A 19599-nucleotide genomic window follows, 5' to 3' on the forward strand; every position below is an offset into this window, starting at 1 on the left:
TCCAAATGCGGTGTGACGATTTCGTAAAGCAAGTATTTGACCTCATCAGTTCAGCCGTAGGCCTGGTTCTCATAAGTCCGCTGCTGTTAGTCATTGCCTGGTGCATTCACCACGAAGACGGCGGGCCAGTCTTTTACCGGGGCGAGCGTGTGGGACGTCATGGCAAATTTTTCCGCATCTTCAAATTCCGCACCATGGTGGTGAATGCCGACAAGATCGGCGGTCCCTCCACTCCAGATGACGATCCCCGCATAACCCGCTTCGGCCGCAAGTTACGGAAGCACAAGCTGGATGAGTTGCCCCAGCTAATCAACGTGTTCCTGGGGGACATGAGCCTGGTGGGTCCCCGGCCCGAAGTGAAGTTTTATACCGATCTGTTTTCTGCCGAGGAAAGGGCCATCCTAAGTGTGCGTCCGGGGATTACAGACTGGGCTTCCATCTGGAACCCTGATGAGGGAAGCATTCTGGCGGGCGCCGAGGACCCTGACCAAGCTTATATGGAGCTTATTCGTCCTACCAAATTGAAGCTCCAGCTAAAATATTCCCAAAGACAGTCCCTAACAAATGATCTAAAAATTATCTTCTTAACGCTCTTGGCCATCGTTAAACCACAAAGCCGGATCGTTATGGCTACCCAGCGGCAACTGGGATTATAAAACTCCTCTACTATTATCCTTCATTCTGCCAAGACCTATTTCCAATTAAAGGAATTGCAGATTGAGACCGGGAAATCTAAAAACCTCAAGTAATGGGAGGGGGTAATGTCCTACTCCAAAAACCTTCTAGAATCTTTATACCGTACCATGATTCGCATAAGACTTTGCGAAGAGAGTCTGGTGGAACCAATCTCAAGAGGGAAAATCCGTTGCCCCTGTCATCTTTATTCCGGGCAGGAAGCAGTAGCCGCAGGTATCTGTGCCTCCTTGAATGAAAGTGACTATGTTTTTGGCAACCATCGTTCTCATGGTCATTACCTGGCCAAGGGCGGCAGCATGCGGGAAATGGTCGCCGAGTTTTTTGGTTGCGAGACTGGATGTTCCCGGGGTCGCGGAGGATCAATGCATCTCATCGCACCTGAAGTGGGAATGTTGGGCGCGGCCCCAATTGTTGCAGGTACTATTTCATTGGCGATGGGAGCAGCGATGGCGTCCTTTATACGACAAGATCAAAAGATATCTGTCAGTTTTTTTGGTGATGGAGCAACTGGTGAAGGAGTTTTGTATGAATGTTTGAACTTTGCTGCCCTCAAGAAGTTGCCTATGGTCTTTGTCTGTGAGAATAATTTTTATGCCACGCATATGCCCGTTCAGGATTGCCGGGTAGAAAATAACCTTTTCCGAATTGGGGAGCCCTTCTGCATCCCGAGCTTTGAAGTAGATGGTAATGATGTGCTGAAAGTTTATGAGGTTGGGAAGCAAGCCATAGCCCAGTGCCGAGAGGGCAAGGGGCCGGTATTCATCGAATGTTTGACCTATCGTTTCAGGGGACATGTGGGGCCCGATGATAACATTCAGGGCTCGCACACCGATATCCGCCCCAGGGAAGAGGTTGAGAGCTGGTTAGAGCGAGACCCCATAGCTTTGTTTGAAGATTATCTAATTAGTAATATCTTGTTGGAACAAGATAAACTTGCCGATATACGCCGCGACGCCGAACTTGAAGTCTTTGAGGCCCACGCTTTTGCCATGGCCAGTCCCCTTCCGGATGAAAAGGATTTGACCAATTATGTCTTTAAGTAATCGAAAGCTCCAATACAGTTTGGCCATCAACGAAGCGCTGCACCAGATGATGGCTGCCGATGAGTCGGTTTTTTTAATCGGTCAGGGTGTCAAGAGCCCCTGGTATGTGGGAAATACGGCCCAAGGATTGCTAGAGGCATTCGGCGACCGGCGAGTCATCGACACACCCGTTTCAGAGAACGCTATAACCGGTGCAGCGGTCGGAGCAGCCATTGCCGGTATGCGCCCCGTTGTTGTCCACCCTCGTATGGATTTCATGTTTTATGCACTTGATCCCATTATCAATGAAGCCGCCAATTGGTATTATATGAATGGCGGCAGGGCCTCAGTGCCCATTGTCATCTGGGCAATTATCAATCGGGGTGGTGAACAGGCGGCCCAGCATTCACAAGCGCTCCATGCCATGTTCGCTCATATTCCGGGGCTGAAAGTGGTAATGCCCTCTACAGCCTTTGATGCCAAGGGCCTGATGATCGCAGCGATCAAAGATCCTAATCCTGTCATATTCATTGATGATCGGTGGCTTCATGAGACTGAAGATACAGTACCTGAGAGAATCTACGAAGTGGAAATCGGCAAAGGGATTATTCGTAGAAAAGGTTCCGACGTCACTTTAGTAGCTACATCATTTATGGTCCAAGAAGCGCTGAAAGCAGCCCGAGAACTTGCCCGTGAAAAGATCGACGTGGAACTGATCGATCTGCGCACAGTCAAGCCTATTGATCAAGATCTTATCTTTAGGTCAATTAAGAAGACCGGCCGATTGCTGATAACCGATGGGGGATGGAAGACCTGTGGCCTAGCCGCGGAAATCGCGGCTATGGCTTGTGACACTATGTTCGAATACCTGAAGGTCCCCATCAAAAGAATAACCTTACCGGATTGTCCTGCTCCTGCCAGTAAAGCCCTTGAAGCAGCTTATTACCCTAAAGCTGAAAGCATTGTACATGCAGTTCGAGAGTTAATGAACACAAAGGCAAAATTCACTTATATCAGGAAAAGGTCTCGTGCGCGCATATCCTCGACCAGTTCCTCGCCTAAGACTTATAATCCTTAAAATAATCAACATGTTAAGCTATGATCCCGGGGGTACCAGAGAGTATGGCATATCGGGTTAAGTTTGTTGATCCGGCAAAAGTTTACCGGATGATCAAGGCTGAACTGGATGCGGCCTACTTTGAGGTTATGTCCAAAGGTGATTTAATCGACCGCGGGCAGCTCAAAGGTTTCGAAGAGAATCTGGCTGCCTTTGTGGGCACTAAATACGCGGTGGGTTTGAACAGTGGCTACGACGCTCTCCATATGTCTTTGCGAGCCGCTGGCCTAGGGCCGGGAGATGAAGTGATCGTGCCGGCTCACACCTTTGTCGCCTCCGCCTCCGCCATTGTGAACGTCGGGGCTAAGCCGGTGCTGGTTGATGTGGGGAAGGACTTCAATATCGACTGCGGCAAGATCGAAGCAGCTATCACTTCCAAAACTCGGGGACTCATGCCCGTGCATCTCAACGGCTACATGGCCGATATGGTCTGGGTCATGGAGATTGCCGAAAAGTATAACCTGATAGTGGTGGAGGATGCCTGCCAGAGCCTTGGCTCTGCTATGCTGGGGAAAAAAGCGGGATCATGGGGCCTAACGGGTTGCTGGAGTTTTTACCCTTTCAAGATTTTGGGGGGTTACGGAGACGGCGGGGCCATTACCACCAATGACCCGGAGGTGGCTCTGTTTGCCACCCGGATGCGCTATAATGGCGAAGATCGCCTGACCGGAGAATACCACGGCCATGGTTTTACCTGCCTCCTGGACAACCTGCAGGCGGCCTTTCTGGACGTCAAACTCAGGCATCTGCCAGGTTGGATTGTGAGACGCAGAGAGATCGCTGAACATTACCGCGCCAGGTTATCGGATATCCCTGATGTGCTCCTGCCCCATTACGATGACCCCAGAAGAGATCACGTTTATCAAAACTACGTGGTCAGGGCCACACAAGGAAATGACTTTTCCGAATATTTAAAAGACAATGGAGTGGAGGTCCTGACCCAATTCCGTAAGCCTTATTATCGGCACGAAGCGTTAAACTTGGAAGACCGGGGCTTTCCGGAAACGGAAGCCTTAAGCCGGGAGGTTTGCTCCCTGCCCATGAACGTAGAGATTACCGATGAAGAAGTCGATTATGTGATTGCGGTGGTGCGGCGATTCTACGGTAAATAAACTGGTCCTTGGCCCACAGAAAGCCCCCAACAGCTCATTCAGGTTGGCCGCGGCTCAATGTGGGTCTTTTTTTGTCAATAAAGGAGATGATGGTGGGCCTGAAGCTAAGCACGCGTCATGAATGGGTGATGCAGTCTGAAATTAGAAATATGTCCATTGAATGTGACCGGGTTAAGGGAATCAACTTGTCCCAGGGGGTATGCGATCTGGCAGTACCCGCCTTAGTTCGCCAGGGTGCACAAAAGGCTATCGACGCGGGGATCAACACCTATACCCGCTATGACGGCCTGATCGAACTGAGACAGGCCATCGCCCACAAGCAAAAACTGTTTACCGGGATGGACCCGGATCCAGAAACGGAAATCATTGTCAGCGCGGGCACCACCGGCGCCTTTTATTGCGCCTGTTTAGCGCTGCTCAATCCAGGGGATGAAGTCATCCTGTTTGAACCTTATTATGGCTACCATATCAGCACCCTGGTGGCCACCCAGGCGGTTCCTGTATATGTGAGGATGGAACCGCCAGATTGGACCTTTAGCGACCAGGATCTGGAGAAAGTGCTCAGCCCAAAAACTCGAGGGATTATGATTAATACTCCCGCCAATCCTTCGGGCAAGGTTTTTACTGACCAAGAACTGGAGCGCCTTGCAACCTTTGCCGCCCGACACGACTTGTTCGTATTCACCGATGAAATTTACGAACACTTTGTCTACGACGGCAACAACCATATACCGCCTGCCACCTTGCCTGGGATGAAAGAGCGCACCATAACCATTTCCGGACTTTCAAAAACCTTTAGCATCACGGGCTGGAGGGTTGGCTACAGTATCTGCGATGCGAAGTGGGCTCAGACAATCGGCTATTTCAATGACTTGGTTTATGTGTGTGCCCCTGCGCCGTTGCAGATGGGAGTGGCGAGGGGACTGATGGAATTGCCAGCCGATTACTATGAAAGCCTGGCCAGAGAATATGTGGACAAACGGGACAAGATCTGTGGGACGTTAACCCAAACAGGACTGGAACCCTATGTGCCCCAAGGGGCTTACTATGTCCTGGCCGATATTTCCCAAATTCCAGGGAATAACAGCAAAGAAAAAGCCATGAACTTGCTGAATCGGACGGGTGTGGCCTGCGTCCCCGGCGAAGCCTTCTATCACGATGACGCAGGCCAAAATCTGGCGAGATTTTGTTTCGCCAAAGAAGATGCGGTGTTGGATCAGGCCTGCCGAAGGATCGAAAAGTCGGGAAATCTTCTCTTCAGTCGCTCATGAGCTTGCCGCTCTCTCAAAACCATGAAAAACCCGGTAGGGCGGGCGTCCCCGCCCGCCACTCAACCTTGAACTTTGAACCTTGAACCTTGAACTTTTCAAGACAGAGAGTGAGTTAATATCTTGCCTGGTCCTCCTCCCGGACCCTGTCTGGCAGTTTCTGGCTGCCCTGATGCTGACCACCCCTCCTGGAAGATTTGCACTTGTAATGATTTATTTGTGGCCTCTTCCCACATGGCTTATATAATATATTAAGGGGTCCCAGGGGCCATCTTGGAGTACGGACATTTGGCGCTGCCCAAAAGGGAAGCGCTTTTCGATTCTTGGCGGAAGAGGTTGAACATGCCGGGCCCCCGGGTCGCTTACATCCTGCTCTGGTTTCCAGAACCCAGCCAGACCTTCGTCCTGAATGAAGTCAACACCTTAGCCAAATTGGGCCTTGACCTCAAGGTCTATACGCTTTACGGCCCCCGTCCGTCAGACCGGGTTTCGGGTATGGCGTCCGCGGCCGCGCCCGTGCGGCGACTGGGGCTCGCCGCTTCAGGGGTGTTGCTCAAAGAACTGGCTGGGCTGCGACAGCGTTGGGGAGCCGGCGCCACACGGTTCGTTGCCGGCGTGATCGCCAGGCGGTGGCGCTCCCTGGAGACTGCCGGGGAGGCCCTCTGGGCTGTCCTGGCGGGGGTGTACCTGGCCCGCCTATTCGTCTCCGATGGCATTACCCATATCCACGCGCCTTGGGCGGATGGGCCGGCCACCGCTGCCTGGGTGGCTTCCCGGCTCACGGGCATCCCCTTCAGCTTCAGTGCCCGGGCCGGCGACATTTATCCCGCCGATGGGGCACTGACGGAGAAGATTCAGGCGGCTGCCTTTGTCAGGATCAACAACCGGGCCAATTTGAGCTACCTGGCCGGCATGGCCGGTGGCGAAGCCAACAAGATTCACCTGATCTATAACGGGGTCGCCATCAAAGACTACACCCTGGCGCCCGCGTCCATGGCGCCTCCTATCAAGATCGTGGCCCTGGGGCGTTTCGTCAGGACCAAGGGCTTCGACGTGTTGCTGCGCGCCGCCCAGATCCTTACGTCAAAAGGCCTGGATTTTCACCTGACCCTGGCGGGCTGGGGTCCCCGTGGGCTGGCATGGAAGTCGTTGGCCTTCAGGTTGGGCCTTAAGTCCAGGGTCTCGTTCCCCGGATTTATTCCCTACAACCAGGTATCCCGCCTGTTGGCCGGGGCCGACGTCTTCGTGATGCCCTGCGTGGTGCATTCGTCCAGCGACCGGGATGGCATCCCCAACGTGATCATGGAAGCGTTGCTGCATCGTCTGCCCGTGGTGGCCTCGGATGTGGCCGGCATCAGCGAAGTGATTCAGGACAAAGAAACCGGGTTGCTGGTGCCTCAGCAGGACCCTGTCGCGTTGGCCCAGGCCATCAGCAGCATGGTCGAAGACCGGCAGGCCGCGCTGGCCATGGCTCAACGGGGACGGGACCTGGTGCTCAGGCAATTCGATTCAGAGGGGAACCACCGCAAACTTTTCAAGCTGTTCGCAGACCCTGAGGTGAATCGGCTTGGCAGACTTGCAGCAATGGATTTGTAAAGGTATTCATCAGGACATCCGCCCCGGGCGGGCAGAAGCCTTAAGGCCTTCGGAAAAGATATATGTGCGGTATTGCGGGATTCATTAACGCCCCGGCTGCGCCGGAGCAACAACGGCAATGGATTGACTCCATGGCCGCGACCCTGGCCCACCGCGGCCCGGATAGCCATGGCATTTGGGTGGAAGGGCAGGTGGCCCTGGGACATCGGCGCCTGAGCATTATCGACCTGCAAGGCGGCCAGCAGCCCATGCTGGATTGGGACGAGCGCGCCGTCATCGTGTTCAACGGTGAGATCTATAATTTCCAGGAGATTCGGACCCGCCTGGAACGCCGGGGCTATCGCTTCCGAACGAACTCCGACACCGAAGTCTTGCTCAATGCCTACCTGGAGGATGGGCCGGAGTGCCTTAACTCTTTAGAAGGGATGTTCGCCTTTGCCATCTGGGACAAAGAGAAACAGGCCCTCTTTGCGGCCCGGGACCGCATGGGCAAGAAGCCCTTTTACTATACACACCAAAACGGCGTTTTTGCCTTTGCCTCGGAGTTGACGGCTTTTTCCCGCCTGCCCCTGCTGACGCTCAACGTGGAGCGGGAAAGCATCGCCCGTTTCCTGGCCTATGAATATGTGCCCACGCCTGCAAGCATCTACCAACAGGTCTTTAAGCTGCGCCCGGGATATTACCTGACTTTTGCCTCCGGACAAGTGGCCACCAGGCGTTACTGGGACATCCCCTTGCCCGAGACCCGGACGCGCCTATCGGAAGAAGATTGCAGCCGCCAACTGCGGAGCCTCATGAGCCGTGCGGTGGCGCGTCGCCTCATCAGCGACGTTCCCCTGGGAGTCTTGCTGAGCGGCGGTATCGATTCCTCGGCTGTGGTGGGGCTCATGGCTGAACTGGTGCCGGCTAAAGAGATCAAGACCTTCACCATCGGCTTCCATGAAAAGAGTTATGACGAGTCTCCTTATGCCCGCCAGGTGGCCCAAGCCTTGGGGACCGACCATTACGAAGAAATCCTGAGCGCCACCCAAGCCGCCAAGCTTCTGCCGGATATCATCACTCGGTTGGACGAGCCCCTGGCCGACCCGTCCGTGCTGCCCACGTATCTTTTGTCCCAGGTGACCCGGCGCCGGGTGACCGTGGCCCTGGGCGGCGACGGTGGCGACGAGCTCTTTGGGGGGTATGAGCACTTCCCAGGTTTTCTCCTTTCGGAGAACTACTTAAAAATTCCGGCCTGGCTCAGACGACATGTCCTTGAGCCCCTGGGAAGCCTTCTGCCCATCTCTTCCGGTTACATCAGCCCCAGACACGTGGTGGAACGCTTCATCGCGGGAACCCGGGTAGCCCCCTGGCTGCGGACCCAGATCTGGCTGGGGGCCTTGACTGCGGACATGCAACAGGCACTCTGGCGGGCGCCCATGCCTGAACTGTTGCAGGTGGATAACCTGTATGCCGAAACCAAGGCCCTATACGACGGCTATCCTGCCCGCGAGCCGTTCAGCCGGGTCTTCTATCTGTTCGCCCGCCAGTTTCTCCTGGATTACATCCTGGTCAAGGTGGACCGCTGTTCCATGATGCATGCCCTGGAGATCAGGGCGCCCTTCCTGGATACCGATGTGGTGGAATTCGTATCCCGCTTGCCCTACTGGATGAAAGTGAGATACGGTAAGCGCAAATATCTGTTAAAACGGGCACTTAAAGATCTGTTCCCCAAAGACATCATTAACCGGAAGAAAAGAGGTTTTCTGATTCCCACGTCCCTATGGCTCAAGGAGATACTTCGCCCCCTGGTGGAGGAATTTCTGGGGGAGCGCCACCTGAGACAACAGGGACTGTTCAAGCCCGAATTTGTCCGGCAGCTTCTTAAGGAGCATAACACCGGGGTCGCAGATCACCGGCGCCAGCTCTGGACCCTTTTGGTGCTGCAATTATGGTTGCATCATCATGGCGCCACCATCGCCTGAGGTTAACCCCTAATCCAAACGTCCCTCCATTTATGGTCATTATCGGCCAACCCTTTCAGCGTCACCCCCATCACGAGCCCTTAAACTCCTCACGTAGTTGTGCCCCATCTTTATCCAGGGCCGGCGGAGCCATGGCAGTCGGAGCGGAATCATAAGCTCCGAATTTCATGGGGGTGCCCGGAACTTTCCTGCCTCCCAGAGAACAAATCATCTGGCGCACCCGGATCTGTTCCATCTCTTCGGCCTCTTCAACCGTTTGCACGATACCCACAGGGATTCCCGCGCTTTCGAGCTTCTGCCGCCAGGCCTCGGCGCTATCCTGGCTAAGCACCTGCTCCAACGCTTCTTTTAAAGCGGCTTGATTCTCGTTGCGCTTTTCATTGGTGGCGAACCGCCCGTCGCCTTTCACACCGCTTAAGCCCAGCGTATCGCAGAGGTGGCCGAACAGGCTATCCGTGCCGCAACAGATGACCAGCATCCGGTCTTTACAGGTGTAGGCATCGAAGGGCGAAATCGAGGGGTGGCGATTGCCGATGCGGCTCGGATCGATGTGCTTGGCCAGGGCGTCCATGAGGCCGTGTTCCAGCAAGGCAAATAATCCATCCAGCATGGCCACGTCGATGGTGGTGCCTTTGCCGGTGCGTTCCCGGGCCATCAGGGCCGTGACTATGGCCATATAGGCAAACAAGCCGGCGGTCAGATCGCCGATGGAGGTGCCCACCCGGGTGGGCAACCCGTCGGGAAACCCGGTGACGCTCATCAGGCCGGAAAGCGCCTGGACCACGGTGTCGTAAGCCGGTTCCCGGCTCATGGGACCGGTCTGTCCAAACCCGGAAATGGAACAGAAAATCAGCCGGGGATACTCCTTGACCAGGTCTTCCGGGGCCAGCCCCAACTTGGCCATGGTCCCCGGGCGGAAATTCTCGATGACCACATCGGCTTTAGCGATCATCCTCTTTACCAAAGCAAGGTCTGCCGGGTTCTTCAGATTTACTGCGAGGCTTTCTTTGCCCCGGTTCACAAAGTAGAAATAGACGGAGGTGCCGTCGTCATAGAATGGACCGAATTGCCGGGAATCATCCCCTGCCCCCACTCGTTCCAGCTTGATCACCCGGGCCCCCTGATCAGCCAGCATCATCGTACAGTAGGGTCCGCTCAACACGTGGGTGAAGTCGACAATGGTAATGCCTTCCAACGGTTTGTTTCCGGTTGCCTGCATCGTCGGTTCCTTTTCTCTATGTGGTCGTGTCCGGAGGTGGCTCATTCTCCGGTGAAGGCAGGCGGCCGCCTCTCGAAAAAGGCCTGCACGCCCTCTTTAAAATCCTTGCTGCGGTAGGTTTGACGCCGCAGGCTCTGTAATTCTTCGAATTCATCCGACGTGAGTCCCTTACCCGCAGTCAGTTTGCGCATTTCCTTTTTCAGTAAGCGCACGACTAAGGGGGCGCGCGCCGCAATAGTCCGGGAAATTTCCAGGGCGGTTGCTTCGAGTTTATCCGCCTCCACCAGTCGATTCAGTAACCCCAACCGATAGGCATCCTGGGCGGAGATGGGATTGCCGGTAAACAGCATTTCTTTAACAATATGAGCGGGCATTACCCCGATAAAATGATTCAATCCGGCGGTGTTGTAGGCTATGCCGATCTTGGCCGGGGTAATGGCAAAGCTGGCCGTGGGGGTGCCCACCAGGATGTCACAGGTCATGGCCAGGTCGCAGGCGCCACCCCACACGCTCCCCTCAATCATGCCGATCACGGGTGACGGGAAGGCTATCACACGGTGCAGCACTTGCTCGAAAGGTTCATCATAGGGCAGGGGATCAGAGCCGTCAGGGTGGATCTCCCGAAGATCATGGCCCGCGGACCAAATTTTCGCGCCGGGATAGGCCCGGATGATCACCACCCGCACATTTTGTTGTTCAAAGGCGTCGAAGGCCCGCAGCAAACCGCTCAAAACGACTGAGCTCAGGCAGTTCGCCTTGTGGGGATCATTGATGACTACTGTGCCGATATTTTCCTTGATTTCCGTATTGATCAGCTCATTAGACTCGGGCTTTTCGTTAGCCTGGTTCATATTTCCAACCCCTTGGAGATACTTTATAAGGACATAATAGGACCAAATATTTATTCGGCAAGTTTGCGGAGTACCTTTAATGCGGCTGGAGATAGGTCTAAATTTAATTGGCGCAATGGCTGGGACTGCCAGGCCAGGACTGGGGCAGCCCTAAAAATTGAAAACGGCTCCCACCAGCGGGCCGTGAAGCGAGAACTCTCACTATTGAGGCCGCTCCCTTGGTTGAGAGAAAACCATTAATGTTTATCCGGGAACATTCCGAAAAAGAGCTAAAATAGCATCTCTTTTATGAAACCGGGAATATGGGAACAGAGGTCCAAACCATGAGGCCCAGCCTGCCTCACCACAGGCGATGATATTGGCGCTGTATGACGACCCGAAGCGCGAGTAGTGGCATAATGGCCTCATCTCAAGAAACAGACTTACTTTTTAGAGGGGCATGAACCAGCTCTGTAATCGTGGCTATAAGTCGATCTTGCCGTCCCCTGCTCAGAGGCGGCTTATAAAAAATAGGAAAGGCGAAGAGGTGACCATGAAAAAATTTCACCAAAATCATCCTGCCATAAGGGGCAGATTTGCGGGCATCAGCCTGCCGCTTCTCCTGGTGACCGCCCTGTTGGGTCTCCTGCTCCTGAATTCCCCGGGGAGTTCCCAAGACACCAAGGCCCCGGCGCCCCAGGTGGCCAAACCGGCAGCCGCGACTGTGCAGCCGGAAAAGATCCTCCAGGAAGCGTGCGATCTTCTCAAATCTGCCAAACAGTTTTCCTTTAAGGCCGAGATCACCGACGATCGGGTCTACACCGGTGGCAAGAAGTTGCAGTTTGCTTTTGACCTGCAGGCTTATGTGCAGCGTCCGGACAAGCTGCGGATCAACGCCGCCGGCGATATGGAAAACAAGGAATTTTTCCTCGACGGCAAGACCCTCACCCTCTATGACAAGCCCCATAACGTCTACGCTACCATGGAGGCGCCGGCCACCATCGACGCGGCCATGGACAAGGCCTCCAAGGAATACGGGCTCCGGGTAGCCCTGGCCGACCTGACCAGCGAGAACGCCTACACCTTGGCGACCAAAGGCACTAAACACACCCTTTACGTGGGCGAGGGTTTGGTGCGTGGGGTCAAATGCCATCATCTGGCCTTCGACCGGGACAAAATTCAATGGCAGATCTGGATCGATGCCGGCGAGAAACCCTTGATCCGCAAGCTCCTCATCACTCAGAAAAAGTTGCCGGCTGAACCCCAATGGACCGCGTATTTCGCGGATTGGAATTTCTCGCCGCAGCTCACAGATAACCTGTTTGTCTTTACACCGCCTGAGGGAGCCAAGCAGATAAAGTTTATGGCTTTGAAGGAAATCGTCGCGCAGCAAAAGAAAAAGGCCCCGGCGCCCAAAAAGACGAAAAAGTCAAAAGGAGATCAGTCATGAACCTTAACCGAGCTAAAATATATTTTGCTATGCTCTTGGGCATAACCCTAATTCTCAGCTCTCCCCTGCTTCCCCAGGAAGCCCAGGCCCGGGGTGGGGGTGGCGGCGGCTTTCATGGCGGCGGCGGGGGCTTTGGTGGCTATCATGGCGGCGGGGGCCATGATGGCGGCTTCGGCGGCGGCAGCTTTCGGGACGACCATGGCGGTGGTGACCACGGCGGCGGTTCCTGGGGCGGTGACCATGGTGACCATGGTCACCATGGCGGGGACAATGACTGGGGGCAGCACCACGGAGATGGTGGAGGAAACTCCTATAACAAAAACGTGAATGTGTCTAATACCCGTAATGTCGGCGTCGCCGGTGGTGGTGGCGGTTGGGGCTATTACGGCGGTGGCGGCGGCTGGGGCGGGGCCGTGGCTGGGGCCGCGGTGGGCGCGGCGGCGGGTCTGGCCGTCGGCGCTATGATAAATTCCTTGCCATACAATGCCCAAACTCTCTATGTAAACAACCAGAACTATTACTATGACGGGACGAACTATTATCAATCCTGCTACGGCGGTTCTGATGTAAACTACTGCGTGGTTCCGAGCCCCAACCAATAAGATCAGAAGGGTGAATCACCCAAAAGGCCCAGGGTCGATCCCATTTGATCGGAGCAATGGTAATTGCGGGAAGGCGGCGTCCAGACGTCGCCTTCTGCAACCTCGTTTATGGAGAACATTTTTGTTGTCCCAGACCAGCACTGCCCGCAGGGGTGCGCCGCTGGCGATCAATTGTCCATCGCCGGGTATGCTTGGTTTGCTAAAAAATTGAGCCACAGAGGTCTGTTCCAATCGGGGGACCGGAAAAAAAGCCTTTGTGGCTTCTGGTTTTTCTTGCCAGCTTTTTCTAACGAACGAGCTTAATCCCGGTTTAGCCGCTCAGGCGAAGCAGCGGCTGCTGTGGATGCAAAGGCTGCAAGCGGTTTTGATCCCGTTGCGCCACTAAAAGTTTGATGTTCCCATAACCCTTGGTATAGAGGTAGTGCCAGGCATCCCCGACATCATAAAATCCTTGCCGAGAACCTACCAGTTCCACCCGATCCGCGGGAAAGCCCATTTCTTTGCAATGGCCGGCGAGGTCCAAACCTTCCGGCAATTCCCCTTCACCCACCAGATAGACGATCAGTCCGCTCTTCATAAAACCTCCTTATAAGCTTTTCATAGCCTGGGACAGATGTGCCAAGTAGATGGCCACTACCCCATCCTGATACCCCAGCCCCTGGGTAATCCCTTCAATGCGATAGGCTCTTTGTTTCAGAAGCTCGGATTTCCAGCTCTCCGGTTCATCTCCCAATATATCGTTGGCCGCGTGCTCACCGGCCACAAACATGAAGGGCCTCAGGACCACGGTGACAGCAGATGTCTTCTTGACGGCCTCCAGGGTCTCTTCCTTGGTGGGTTTCCCCTCCACGGTTCCCAGAAAAACATTCTGATTGGGATAATTGGCACGCAACAGCCGTTCAAAGGCCAGATAAGCCGCGGTCCCTTCGGGAGAGGGGCTGCCGTGGGCTACCAGGACCACGGCGTTATGCGTTAAGTCCTTTGGAAAAGTCTGGGCCAAAGCTTGGAGGACCTGCTCCTGATCTTGCTTGCTGCTAAGGAGAGGTTTTCCCAAGGCAACTTTTAGATCAGGGATTTTTCGGCATTCCTCCACGACTTTCTTTTCCCACTCTTCTCCCGGGACGATATGGAGAGACTGGATCGCCGCCTTGGAGTATCCCGCAGCTTTTAAACTTCTTAACGTGGTGGGTAGGTCATTGAGCTTCTGGCCCTTTTCTTGGGCCAGTTTGTGCCGGATTTTCTGTGAAGTGAAAGCCCACCGAATTTCGTGATCCGGAAAACGCTTTTTCACTTCCGTCTCAAAATGATTATACGTTTCGAAGGCTGCGGTGCTGGTGCCAAAGGCCACTAAAACGATGGCGGGGTCTTTAGTCGATGCCGCATGCAGGTTCCATGGGGTACTTATTATGGCTACCATAAGCAGAACAAAGAACCACCCGAACCTCTTCTGCCTTGCCATGTCGTCCTCCTCGATTAGTTTTTGTAAAAAAAAATCCCTAAGTCATAATGACTTAAGGATTGCACCCAGCTTCTTTATCCTTAATAGCGGCTCACGCCCTCTAGACCTCGTAGAGGCTCAAGCCTTTATTCGGGCAGGTCTTCTGACTTCCGGTTCTTCCTACTGCCTGCGCCTTCCCATCTCCCTTGAAAGAGACAGTGGCTTTCTGCAGGTTTCGTCCCCGGTTACAGCGGCGGGACCGTGCCGGTTTCCCACCGGCTTCCCTATTATGCCCTATATGGGCACCCGAATTACTTAGGCTACAATATATGGGACTGTGAGTTTCCTGTCAAGGAGAAAAATACCTGGCAGGAGTCGCAAACTTGCAAATCGGATTTCACACCTAACAGAGCTTTTTTGACCCCTAAGGATGCGCTTCAAAAGGCAGGGGTATAGGTATTAATCATCCCTCAGACGGTACCCTACACCCGGCTCTGTCAAGAGATATTGGGGACGGGTGGGGTCGTCTTCCAGCTTGCGCCGGAGGTTGAGAATGAATATGCGCAAATAGGGATTTTGTTCAACATAGGACGGTCCCCACACTTCCTTTAATAATTGCCTATGCGTTACTACCTTGCCCCGATGCTTAAGCAGGGCCGCCAGAAGTTTATATTCAATGGGGGTCAAGTGGACCTCCTCTTGCCCTCGCAAGACCTGGCGCCGCTCAAAATCAACTTCGATATTGCCCAAGAAATACCGAACTTCCTGCTTGCCTTCTTCGGTCGACATCGATTTTCGTAAGGCGACGCGCATCCTGGCCAGCAATTCGCCGACCCCGAAGGGCTTGGTGAGGTAATCATCCGCCCCGGCATCCAGGTTGGCGACCTTGTCCCGTTCCTGGCCCCGGGCCGACAAAATGATGATAGGGACGGTCGACCAGGTGCGCAGCTGCTTGATTACCTCAAGCCCCTCCATATCGGGCAGTCCTAAATCCAGCAAGACCACCTCCGGCACCCGAGAGGCGGCTAAAGCCAAGCCCTCCTTACCGGTCCCGGCTTCGATGAGCTCATACCCCTGGGTAAGCAGGCTCGCTCTCAGGAACCGGCGGATTTGGGGATCGTCTTCAATCAGCAGGATGGTCGGACTCATCTTGATGGTCTTTCTGCATCTCCGGCAGATTCTTATCAAAAAGGAGTGTTCCTTCGGCCAGCGGGATGGTGAAGCTGAAAGCCGCACCGCCATCCGTACGGTTTGCGGCCCAGATGCGGCCACCATGGCCCTCGATAATACTGCGGCATATCGTCAGGCCCAGTCCCGCTCCCCGGGCGCTGCCCGGAAACACCTGGTAGAATTTTTCAAAGATGCGTTCCTCCTGCCCCACCGGTAGGCCGGGGCCTCGATCCGCTACGACCACCAAAATTTCTTTTTCCTGCATGAGAGCCGAGATTTCCAGGGGCGTCCCCGGGGGCGTATATTTCAGAGCATTTTCCACGAGATTAATAATCACACGTTCCATGAGCAAGGCATCAATTTGGACCAAAGGCAGATCGATGGGCAGGTTAATGCTTAATGGATGATCATGCAATTGCGGGTCCAATTGGGCCAGGGCGCAGCCGATCACTTCCTCCAGGACATGCCACTCCTTCGTCAGCATGGCCTGACCGGACTGCAGACGGCTCATTTCCAGGAGATTGTGCACCAGGCGGTCAAGTCGCCTGGCTTCTTCATAGATACCTTGGGCCAGTTCCTGCTTGGTCTCAGAGTCCAGGTGCTTTTCCCCTTCCACGAGGCTGCTGGCCGAACCGGCAATCACGGTCAGAGGCGTCCGCAGATCGTGAGAAACCGAACTAAGCAAGGCGTTACGCATCTGTTCGGCCTCGATTTGCAAGTTGGCGGCCTGGGCTTGCCGGGAAAGATTTTCTCTTTCGATGGCCAGGCCCACCTGGCTGCTCAGGGCCTCCAAAAGGCGTAAGGAGTCTGCTCCTACTATCCGGTCGGGTTGATCTGTTTCCAGCCTCAGGACGCCGATGATGTTTTGTGAGGCGATGAGCGGCAGATAGATGCCTTTGACGGCATGGAGCGTATCCGTGCCAGCCCCTGCCAGGTGCCCATGCCGGAAGACCCATTTGGCCACCATCCCTTCTTTGCCGTACTCATCGGCGTAGGGATGTCCTGCCCGGATCTCGAGCTCGTCCGTGCTTCCCGGCATCAAGAGGCTCACCCTGCAGTCATATAACCGGGCGATTTGCTCCGCCGCCACCTCCAATAGTTCTTTCAGGCTGTTTATGGCCCCGAGGTTCTGGCTCATTTCATAAAGAGCCGCGGTCTGACGTTCCTGCTGTCGGGAAACCCTGGCCTGGTGGCGCACCCGGGCCGTCAAGCCGCTCACAAGTAAGCTTACCAGGAGCATGACCACCAGGGTAATGGCATACTCAGTGTTAGCCACGGCAAATGAGAAGTACTCAGGCACAAAGAAAAAGGCAAAAGCGGCCACACTGAAAAATGAGGAGAAGATTGCAGGACCCCGGGCGAGGAAGGAGGAAATGATCACTACGGTAAGCAGAAAGATCATCGCCAGGTTGGTGAGGGCGAGATAAGGAAACAAAATGAAGCCCAGGCCGGTGCACAGTCCCACCCCGCCGGCGGCCAGCAAGTATTCCCGCCAGAGACGCAGTGGCTTCGAACTTTTAGTAGCAGGTGGAGCAGCTTCTTCGCCTTCGCCGGAGATTACAAAGATATCGATGGGGCCGCAATGCCAGATCAGGTGGTCCACTAAGGATAACCCCAGAAAGCGGCGCCAGCGGCGCTCATAGGGTTTCCCCACAAAAATCTTACTGACCTGGTTGTCCCTGGCAAATGCCAGGATCTCATCACCGATACGGAAACCGGAAACCTTCATGGCCTGGCCGCCCAGCTTAGAAGCCAGATACAAGGCCTGCCCCACTTGTTCCTGTGCTTCCGGGGAAAGACGAGTGTGGAAGGGGGTCTCTACATACAGGGCAAACCATTTGGCCCCTTGGGCTTCGGCTAGACGTTTCGTGGCGTGAATCAAAGGGATGGAGAAGGGGCTGGGGTCGAGGCAGACGAGCAAACGTTCCCGGCTGGCAGGTCGCGGCTTCCCCTCTGGCAGCGACGATACCTCTATAGCCCGATCAGGTTGCATATGTTTTTAATATCCTTCAATAATAATTCATTGAAGGATATCCGGTTCTCATCCTGCGGTCAAGTAGTGCTTATGCCTTGGCGATCTTTGCGTCTCTGCGGTAAATTTTTTTCACCGCAGAGGCGCAGAGTAACGCAGAGAAAGAAATCAATAAGCAAGCAACAGGTAAATCATGGAAATGGTAACGGTGATCATCATGGGCCACCAACAGGCTTTCAGATAGTACATAAACGAGATATGGTAGCCGGCCTTTTCCGCCAGGCCCACGGTGACCACGTTGGCGCTGGCCCCGATCATGGTGCCGTTACCGCCCAGACAGGCCCCCAAGGCCAGAGCCCACCAGAGCACTCCGCTCTCTGCCCCGGGAATGGTCACGTTCAGGAATGCGACGATGGGCAGCATGGTGGCGGTGAAGGGGATGTTGTCAATGAAGGCCGAGGCGATGGCTGAGACCCAGAGCACCAGAATTATCGCCACCGTCAGATTGCCCCGGGAGAGGTCTTTCACCCATTCGGCGATGACCTGGATGAGGCCGGTTTCTTCCGCGCCGGCGATGACCATGAACAGGGCCATGAAGAAGACCAGGGTGGGCCACTCCACTTCATGCTCCAGTATCTCCACAATATCAACCCGGGAGATGACTAAGAGCACCATGGCGCCGATCAGGGCGGCCACGGAAGGCTCCATGTGCAAAACCCCATGGACTACAAACAGAAAGATGACGAAGGCCAAAATTCCCAGCCCCATAACCGTCAGCTTTTTATCGGTGATCCGGTACTCTTCCTTCAAGTAGGCGATGGTGCGGCCCACATCCTTCACTTCGGCTTTAAGGTAGCCCTTCTTATACCACCACAGGTACCATAAGGAGCTGATGACCAGGCAAACCGCGCACACCAGCGAGAGGTTGGCGGCGAACTGGGCGAAGGTCAACTTGGCAAATGAGCCGATGAGGATGTTGGGAGGATCACCGATCAAGGTGGCGGTGCCGCCGACGTTACTGGCGAAGACTTCGGGGATCAGCAGGGTCAGCGGGTTGATCTTCAAGGTCACCGCGATTTCGATGGTTACCGGGATCAAAAGCAGCATGGTGGTGACGTTGTCCAAAAAGGCGGAGGTAACGGCGGTGACCACCTGGAGGATTAAGGCCAGGATGAAGATGTTGCCCCGGGCCAGGGCGTAGGATTTGTAGGCCAGCCACTGGAAGAGGCCGGTTTTTTTCAAGACCCCCACAATGATCATCATGCCCATGAGGAGAAAGATGACGTTCAGGTCTATGGCCCGCATGGCGTCATGGAAAGAGAGAATAAAGTAACTTTTGTCAAAGGTGCCGGCGGTGTAAGAGATGAACAGAATAAACGCCCCTCCCAAAAAGGCCGCCAGGGTGCGGTGCATCAGTTCGGCTGCGATGAGGATATATACTAACAGCAGCACGACTGCGGCGATCCAGAAGGCCGGAGTGATTTGACGTTTCAGGGACAAAGTGGTCTGGGCCTGGAAGAGCCGGTTGCCGGCCTTATCTGCGCCCGCTTCCAAAACCTGGACCGGGCCGGATTCCTGGAACTGCCAGCTCGGTTTCACTGCCCGGACCTGGACCGGGGCGAACGGCAGGGTGCCTTGGGGCAGCCGGTAACGTCCGATAAAGCCGCCTTTGCTGCCGGTTTCCAGGGGCTCGTCTTCGATGGTCTTGACGGGCTTGGCGTTCACCAGCACTTCGATCTCCACTTCTTTGACCCCTTTACCCTGGGCGTCTTCGATGACCCCGGAAATCGTCAGCCGGTCACCTGCTTCCGCTTGGGAAGCGAGAACCTCCCATGGCCAGGCAAAAGCCATCAGAAAGAATCCTATCAAAACCGGGACTGCCAGGTTTTTCTGCCAAGTCATTTTTATTCCTCCGTATTCTCCGCAATTTTCGGGCTGGCTGCAAAAAGACAAAGGCCTGCCGGGCTGACAGACTCCACCCGGCAGGCCTTATATTCTTGACCTGATTATGTTGGGTTCCATGGGGTACCCAGCTAGCGCTGGTGAGTGCTATGGAACCTTAGGCCCTCCCGGACCTGTTAGCCTTTCTCCTTTAGGTTCTTATGTGAGACCTAGTTTATAATGCCCTTTGGCCAAAAGCCAC

16 protein-coding genes and 1 riboswitch are annotated in these 19599 nt (G+C 54.8%); of the genes, 8 read left to right on the forward strand and 8 right to left on the reverse strand.

Annotation, left to right across the window (positions count from 1 at the left end):
* The first annotated feature begins 5 nt into the window (after positions 1–5).
* The 7 genes from WC600_08490 to asnB all read left to right on the forward strand — a co-directional run bounded on the left by WC600_08490 (position 6) and on the right by asnB (position 8775).
* Entirely contained in the window at positions 6–656 is a 651-nt protein-coding gene (locus tag WC600_08490; GenBank protein MFA4902769.1) for a sugar transferase, read from the forward strand.
* Positions 657–761: 105 nt separating this feature from the next.
* Positions 762–1739, forward strand: a complete 978-nt coding sequence (locus WC600_08495) for a thiamine pyrophosphate-dependent dehydrogenase E1 component subunit alpha (GenBank protein MFA4902770.1) — start codon at positions 762–764, stop codon at positions 1737–1739.
* Positions 1726–2796, forward strand: coding sequence for a pyruvate dehydrogenase complex E1 component subunit beta (locus tag WC600_08500; protein ID MFA4902771.1), 1071 nt, complete (start codon positions 1726–1728; stop codon positions 2794–2796). Before WC600_08495 ends, WC600_08500 begins: the two co-directional genes overlap by 14 nt.
* A gap of 44 nt (positions 2797–2840) precedes the next feature.
* On the forward strand, positions 2841–3947 hold the full coding sequence (locus WC600_08505) for a DegT/DnrJ/EryC1/StrS family aminotransferase (protein MFA4902772.1): 1107 nt from the start codon (positions 2841–2843) through the stop codon (positions 3945–3947).
* 149 nt (positions 3948–4096) lie between these two features.
* A complete protein-coding gene (locus tag WC600_08510; GenBank protein ID MFA4902773.1) occupies positions 4097–5218 on the forward strand; it encodes a pyridoxal phosphate-dependent aminotransferase in 1122 nt (373 codons plus the stop codon).
* A 339-nt stretch (positions 5219–5557) separates the two neighbouring features.
* Positions 5558–6811 carry a glycosyltransferase family 4 protein gene (locus WC600_08515; protein ID MFA4902774.1) on the forward strand — a complete coding sequence of 418 codons (1254 nt, stop codon included), beginning with the start codon at positions 5558–5560 and terminating at the stop codon, positions 6809–6811.
* Between the two features lie 62 nt (positions 6812–6873).
* Positions 6874–8775 carry an asparagine synthase (glutamine-hydrolyzing) gene (gene asnB, locus WC600_08520; protein MFA4902775.1) on the forward strand — a complete coding sequence of 634 codons (1902 nt, stop codon included), beginning with the start codon at positions 6874–6876 and terminating at the stop codon, positions 8773–8775.
* Positions 8776–8845: 70 nt separating this feature from the next.
* Here the strand turns inward: asnB and WC600_08525 are convergent, their stop codons facing one another.
* Both WC600_08525 and scpB read right to left on the reverse strand, forming a co-directional pair.
* Positions 8846–9994 carry a CoA transferase gene (locus WC600_08525; protein ID MFA4902776.1) on the reverse strand — a complete coding sequence of 383 codons (1149 nt, stop codon included), beginning with the start codon at positions 9992–9994 and terminating at the stop codon, positions 8846–8848.
* 41 nt (positions 9995–10035) lie between these two features.
* Positions 10036–10845 carry a methylmalonyl-CoA decarboxylase gene (gene scpB / locus WC600_08530; GenBank protein ID MFA4902777.1) on the reverse strand — a complete coding sequence of 270 codons (810 nt, stop codon included), beginning with the start codon at positions 10843–10845 and terminating at the stop codon, positions 10036–10038.
* A gap of 532 nt (positions 10846–11377) precedes the next feature.
* Here scpB and WC600_08535 point away from each other — a divergent pair.
* A complete protein-coding gene (locus WC600_08535; protein MFA4902778.1) occupies positions 11378–12274 on the forward strand; it encodes a DUF2092 domain-containing protein in 897 nt (298 codons plus the stop codon).
* 47 nt (positions 12275–12321) lie between these two features.
* On the opposite strand, the gene WC600_08540 is transcribed toward WC600_08535, so the two are convergent.
* The 6 genes from WC600_08540 to WC600_08565 all read right to left on the reverse strand — a co-directional run bounded on the left by WC600_08540 (position 12322) and on the right by WC600_08565 (position 19358).
* Positions 12322–12765 (reverse strand): hypothetical protein, encoded by a 444-nt coding sequence (locus WC600_08540; protein MFA4902779.1) that lies wholly within the window; start codon positions 12763–12765, stop codon positions 12322–12324.
* Between the two features lie 421 nt (positions 12766–13186).
* The gene (locus tag WC600_08545) at positions 13187–13453 is read right to left on the reverse strand and encodes a hypothetical protein (protein ID MFA4902780.1); all 267 of its coding nucleotides are present in this window, start codon (positions 13451–13453) and stop codon (positions 13187–13189) included.
* Positions 13454–13462: 9 nt separating this feature from the next.
* The gene (locus tag WC600_08550; protein ID MFA4902781.1) at positions 13463–14335 is read right to left on the reverse strand and encodes a sirohydrochlorin cobaltochelatase; all 873 of its coding nucleotides are present in this window, start codon (positions 14333–14335) and stop codon (positions 13463–13465) included.
* A 114-nt stretch (positions 14336–14449) separates the two neighbouring features.
* Positions 14450–14639: riboswitch (cobalamin riboswitch) on the reverse strand.
* A gap of 134 nt (positions 14640–14773) precedes the next feature.
* Entirely contained in the window at positions 14774–15463 is a 690-nt protein-coding gene (locus WC600_08555) for a response regulator (GenBank protein ID MFA4902782.1), read from the reverse strand.
* Positions 15438–17477, reverse strand: a complete 2040-nt coding sequence (locus WC600_08560; GenBank protein MFA4902783.1) for a DUF4118 domain-containing protein — start codon at positions 17475–17477, stop codon at positions 15438–15440. Before WC600_08560 ends, WC600_08555 begins: the two co-directional genes overlap by 26 nt.
* Before the next feature lie 147 nt (positions 17478–17624).
* Positions 17625–19358, reverse strand: a complete 1734-nt coding sequence (locus WC600_08565) for an ArsB/NhaD family transporter (GenBank protein ID MFA4902784.1) — start codon at positions 19356–19358, stop codon at positions 17625–17627.
* Between the last annotated feature and the right edge of the window lie 241 nt (positions 19359–19599).

The sequence above is a fragment of the Desulfobaccales bacterium genome, assembly GCA_041648175.1.
GTDB lineage: Bacteria > Desulfobacterota > Desulfobaccia > Desulfobaccales > 0-14-0-80-60-11 > 0-14-0-80-60-11.

What these genes read in the sequence shown, in the direction of transcription:
- WC600_08490 (MFA4902769.1), top strand. Translation starts at nt 6, where the DNA reads ATGCGGTGTGACGATTTCGTAAAGCAAGTATTTGACCTCATCAGTTCA.
- WC600_08495 (MFA4902770.1), top strand. Translation starts at nt 762, where the DNA reads ATGTCCTACTCCAAAAACCTTCTAGAATCTTTATACCGTACCATGATT.
- WC600_08500 (MFA4902771.1), top strand. Translation starts at nt 1,726, where the DNA reads ATGTCTTTAAGTAATCGAAAGCTCCAATACAGTTTGGCCATCAACGAA.
- WC600_08505 (MFA4902772.1), top strand. Translation starts at nt 2,841, where the DNA reads ATGGCATATCGGGTTAAGTTTGTTGATCCGGCAAAAGTTTACCGGATG.
- WC600_08510 (MFA4902773.1), top strand. Translation starts at nt 4,097, where the DNA reads ATGTCCATTGAATGTGACCGGGTTAAGGGAATCAACTTGTCCCAGGGG.
- WC600_08515 (MFA4902774.1), top strand. Translation starts at nt 5,558, where the DNA reads ATGCCGGGCCCCCGGGTCGCTTACATCCTGCTCTGGTTTCCAGAACCC.
- asnB (MFA4902775.1), top strand. Translation starts at nt 6,874, where the DNA reads ATGTGCGGTATTGCGGGATTCATTAACGCCCCGGCTGCGCCGGAGCAA.
- WC600_08525 (MFA4902776.1), bottom strand. Translation starts at nt 9,994, where the DNA reads ATGCAGGCAACCGGAAACAAACCGTTGGAAGGCATTACCATTGTCGAC.
- scpB (MFA4902777.1), bottom strand. Translation starts at nt 10,845, where the DNA reads ATGAACCAGGCTAACGAAAAGCCCGAGTCTAATGAGCTGATCAATACG.
- WC600_08535 (MFA4902778.1), top strand. Translation starts at nt 11,378, where the DNA reads ATGAAAAAATTTCACCAAAATCATCCTGCCATAAGGGGCAGATTTGCG.
- WC600_08545 (MFA4902780.1), bottom strand. Translation starts at nt 13,453, where the DNA reads ATGAAGAGCGGACTGATCGTCTATCTGGTGGGTGAAGGGGAATTGCCG.
- WC600_08550 (MFA4902781.1), bottom strand. Translation starts at nt 14,335, where the DNA reads ATGGCAAGGCAGAAGAGGTTCGGGTGGTTCTTTGTTCTGCTTATGGTA.
- WC600_08555 (MFA4902782.1), bottom strand. Translation starts at nt 15,463, where the DNA reads ATGAGTCCGACCATCCTGCTGATTGAAGACGATCCCCAAATCCGCCGG.
- WC600_08560 (MFA4902783.1), bottom strand. Translation starts at nt 17,477, where the DNA reads ATGCAACCTGATCGGGCTATAGAGGTATCGTCGCTGCCAGAGGGGAAG.
- WC600_08565 (MFA4902784.1), bottom strand. Translation starts at nt 19,358, where the DNA reads ATGACTTGGCAGAAAAACCTGGCAGTCCCGGTTTTGATAGGATTCTTT.